This window comes from Psychromonas sp., assembly GCF_983033635.1.
The window spans coordinates 28,831-32,520 of record NZ_CEZLMY010000028.1; the positions used below are offsets into that span (position 1 = coordinate 28,831).

The window sequence follows — 3,690 nt, forward strand, 5'->3', positions numbered from 1 at the left end:
GAATTGGCTCAGGCAAGCAGATTATGAGCTGGATTGATATCAATGATCTGCTCAAGGCAATTTTGTTTATTATCCATAACCAGCAAATCGAGGGGCCTGTGAATATGGTTTCACCGAACTCACTTTCAAATCAACAGTTTAGTCAGTTACTCGCAAAACAACTAAAACGCCCAAGTTTACTGCCCCTGCCTGAGTTTTTGGTTAAATTATTGTTTGCAGAAATGGGCAAAGAGTTATTACTCTCAAGTACAGATGTAATACCTAAAAAGTTAATTGATGCGGGTTTTGAGTTTGAATATGCAAAACTAGAAAAGAGTCTTTTGAAGCAGTTAGGTTAGTTTTTTTATTGATAACATATTAAAAAACAGGCAAAGGAAAGGGCAGCCGAAGCTGCCCTAAGTTTAGTCACTCTATCTAAATCCGTGATAGTTGATGCTCCCTGCTGTACATCCGTTTGACTAATGCCCATCCAGGCGTCCACTTCCCAATCCTTTGGGTACATCCTTTTATACATCCATATCAGATAAACGATCCTGTTTATCAATCATCTCCCGTTCCTTAGGAGGTGTCCATCTTTTGTCATCCTGACCTAATAATAACAATCCTAGTTATTATTAACCTTCAATCCTAGAAGGTGTTCCTTAACTACATCCTGTAGCTTGTTCCTTTATCATCCTGATATATAAAACAATCCTGTTTTATAATCTCTCATCCTAAGAGTGTCCTTGCGTCTTCCTGACTAGATAAATAATCCTTATTTACCTTTAACAACATCCTGTTGTTATCCTTGCATCGATCATTGATTGTTTTACATCCTGTAAAACACTCTCCGTCCTTGCGAAATAGATAATACGTGTTTATAAAGTTAAATATGACAAAAAAGAACAATAAGTTTCCATACCAAGAATATCAACAAATAATATTCACCCATAATTCAACAAGTTACAGGAAATGAGAGTTATTAACACTCTAAATTCAGCGGTTAATAGGAACAATATCCCTAATCAACAATGGTCGATCTCTTACAAGATAAATTTGTAGCAAAAAAATCCCAGCAATTAGCTGGGATTTCCTTTTCAAATCATACTGTAAAGTGTGATCTAGAAGTCGTAACAGCAGCAAAAGTAGTTGCTAAGCTTGGTTGCTGATTAATTAGAAGTTATAACGTAAACCTACTAATAACTCATCTTCTTTACCTTCTAAATTATCTAATTTGTAAGAAGCATAAGTACGGATAGACTTATTAAAGCGGTATTGTGCTTCAAAAGCAAAGAAGTCTTCAGTATCGGCAGTAACACCAGAAACTTCTTCTTCAGCCATACCCACGATAGCAATTAAACGTAACTCTTTAGTTACTTTGTATTGTGCTGCAACTTCTAAAGAGGTGAATTCAGTACTCGCATCAACATCACCGCCAGCGTAAGTAGCAGCTACGTATAGGCTGTTAAGAGTGTAAGCAGCACCTAATGTTGCTTGGTTAGCTTGTTCTGCATCAGAGTAAGATGCACCAAGATCTAAACCAAAGTCAAAAGAGTACACAGCAGAGATAGCAAATGAATCAGCATCTTTTTCATCTTGAGCGAGGTAGTCAGTCTGTACTGTTAATGCATCAGCAAAAGTGCCAGAGTATAGAAAAGTATTACTTTGTTTATCAGAAGCTGAATCGATGTATTGTTGCTGACCAGAGTGCTCAGAAGCGATATCAGAGAAATCAGAAACTTGTACGTTAGCGGTATCTTGTTTACCGTAAGAGAAATTACCGATTTGAGTACCTAAACCAACAAACAGGTAACGGTTTTTTAAGTAATAACCATCATCTTTATCTGCTTTATCTTTTGCGTTTGCTGTGATTTCATATTCCATAAAACCAAAACCAGTTAAGTTCTCTGAAATTTGAGTTTCGCCTGCAAAATTAATACGTGCGCGGCTTTTATCTTCCATAGTACCTTCAACTGAATCGCTGAATAGACCACGAACCTCAACACGTCCACCTACTTTCAATGTTGTACCATCTTTATCATAAACAGTCGCTGCACCCGCTGTTGCTGAAATCAAACTAGTCACGATTACTGTTGCTAATAATGTTTTTTTCATAGTTCTTCCGTATTTATTTAAAGGTTATTATTAAATTTTAAGTTTTATCAGCTCTATGGCTGTTTACGAAATGAAGCTTAACTTCGTTCTGTGACATAATTGTGACAAATATAAAGTAACGGCTAATAAATAGCCGATGGCTTATTTCAATAAATGGAATCTTAATGGTAATCATTATCAATTACAACGGAGGTACAAAAAAAACCGTGAATTAACGGCTTTTTTTAAGAGGGGAGTTAGAAGCTATTATCTATTTACCAATACAAAAACTCGAAAATATTCGCCCTAAAAGATCATCTGAGCTGAACTCTCCGGTGATTTCACTAAGGTATTGCTGTGTTAAACGCAACTCTTCAGCTAACAGTTCACCAGCTTTGAACTCTTCAAGCTGAATTTTACCTTCAAGTAGATGCGCTTGAGCATTATCGATCGCCTCTAAGTGGCGACGGCGTGCCATAAACCCGCCTTCGCTATTACCTTGATAACCCATAATATCTTTCAGGTGCTCTTTTAATGCATCCACACCTAAGCCCGTTTTAGCTGAAATACGATACACTGGGTGTTGATGATCTTCAGTTACAGATAAAGACTCGCCAGTTAAATCCGCTTTATTGCGAACAACGGTTAAGCCGATATCTTTAGGCAGCTTATCAATAAAATCAGGCCAAATATCATGCGGGTTTTCTGCGTCTGTTGTTGTTGCATCAAGCATAAATAGAACACGATCGGCACTGTTAATTTCTGACCAGGCTCGTTCGATACCTATTTTTTCAACTTCATCAGCACCTTCACGTAAACCGGCTGTATCGATAATATGTAAAGGCATACCATCAATATGGATATGCTCCCGCATCACGTCACGCGTGGTACCTGCAATATCAGTAACAATTGCACGCTCAATACCTACAAGGTTATTTAATAAACTCGACTTACCCGCATTTGGACGCCCGGCGATCACCACTTTCATACCTTCACGTAAAATAGCGCCTTGCTTGGCTTGTTTTTGTACCGCGTCTAAATTATCAATAATTTTGTATAAATCAGTGGCAATTTTGCCATCACTTAAAAAATCGACCTCCTCTTCAGGAAAATCAATGGATGCTTCGACATAAATACGTAAATGAATCAAGCTTTCAACTAAATGATAAATTTTCTCTGAGAATTCACCCTGCAGTGAGTTCAACGCACTTTTAGCAGCTTGCTCTGAAGTGGCTTCAATAAGATCGGCAATCGCTTCAGCTTGTGCTAAATCGAGCTTATCATTCATAAATGCACGTTCTGAAAACTCTCCAGGATTGGCACTGCGGATATTTTTGAAGCTTAAAATAGCTTTGATAAGCATATCCATCACCACAGGTCCACCATGACCTTGAAGCTCCAAGACATCTTCACCTGTAAAGGAGTTAGGCGCTTTAAACAGCAGTGCAATACCTTGATCAAGTACCTCTTGATGTTGATCTTTAAAAGGTAAGTATTCGGCATAGCGTACTTTCGGCACTTTGCCTAAAATCGCTTGAGCAACCGTTTCGGCATCAGGCCCGGAAACGCGAATAATACCCACGCCTCCTCGTCCAGGTGCCGTCGCTTGAGCAACAA

3 protein-coding genes are annotated in these 3,690 nt (G+C 38.3%); 1 reads left to right on the plus strand and 2 read right to left on the minus strand.

Annotated features, from left to right (window positions below; genetic code table 11):
* Positions 1 to 338, plus strand: a 338-nt coding sequence (locus tag AC4GME_RS06165; protein WP_490379136.1) for a DUF1731 domain-containing protein, incomplete at its 5' end; no start/stop codon positions are given.
* Between the two features lie 814 nt (positions 339 to 1,152).
* Here the strand turns inward: AC4GME_RS06165 and AC4GME_RS06170 are convergent.
* Both AC4GME_RS06170 and mnmE read right to left on the minus strand, forming a co-directional pair.
* Positions 1,153 to 2,094, minus strand: a complete 942-nt coding sequence (locus tag AC4GME_RS06170) for a porin (RefSeq protein ID WP_490375774.1) — start codon at positions 2,092 to 2,094, stop codon at positions 1,153 to 1,155.
* 250 nt (positions 2,095 to 2,344) lie between these two features.
* Positions 2,345 to 3,690, minus strand: a 1,346-nt coding sequence (mnmE, locus tag AC4GME_RS06175) for a tRNA uridine-5-carboxymethylaminomethyl(34) synthesis GTPase MnmE (protein ID WP_490379137.1), incomplete at its 5' end; no start/stop codon positions are given.

Bases quoted from the DNA above. Each gene is read 5' to 3' on its own strand.
- AC4GME_RS06170 (WP_490375774.1), bottom strand. From the start codon at position 2,094: ATGAAAAAAACATTATTAGCAACAGTAATCGTGACTAGTTTGATTTCA.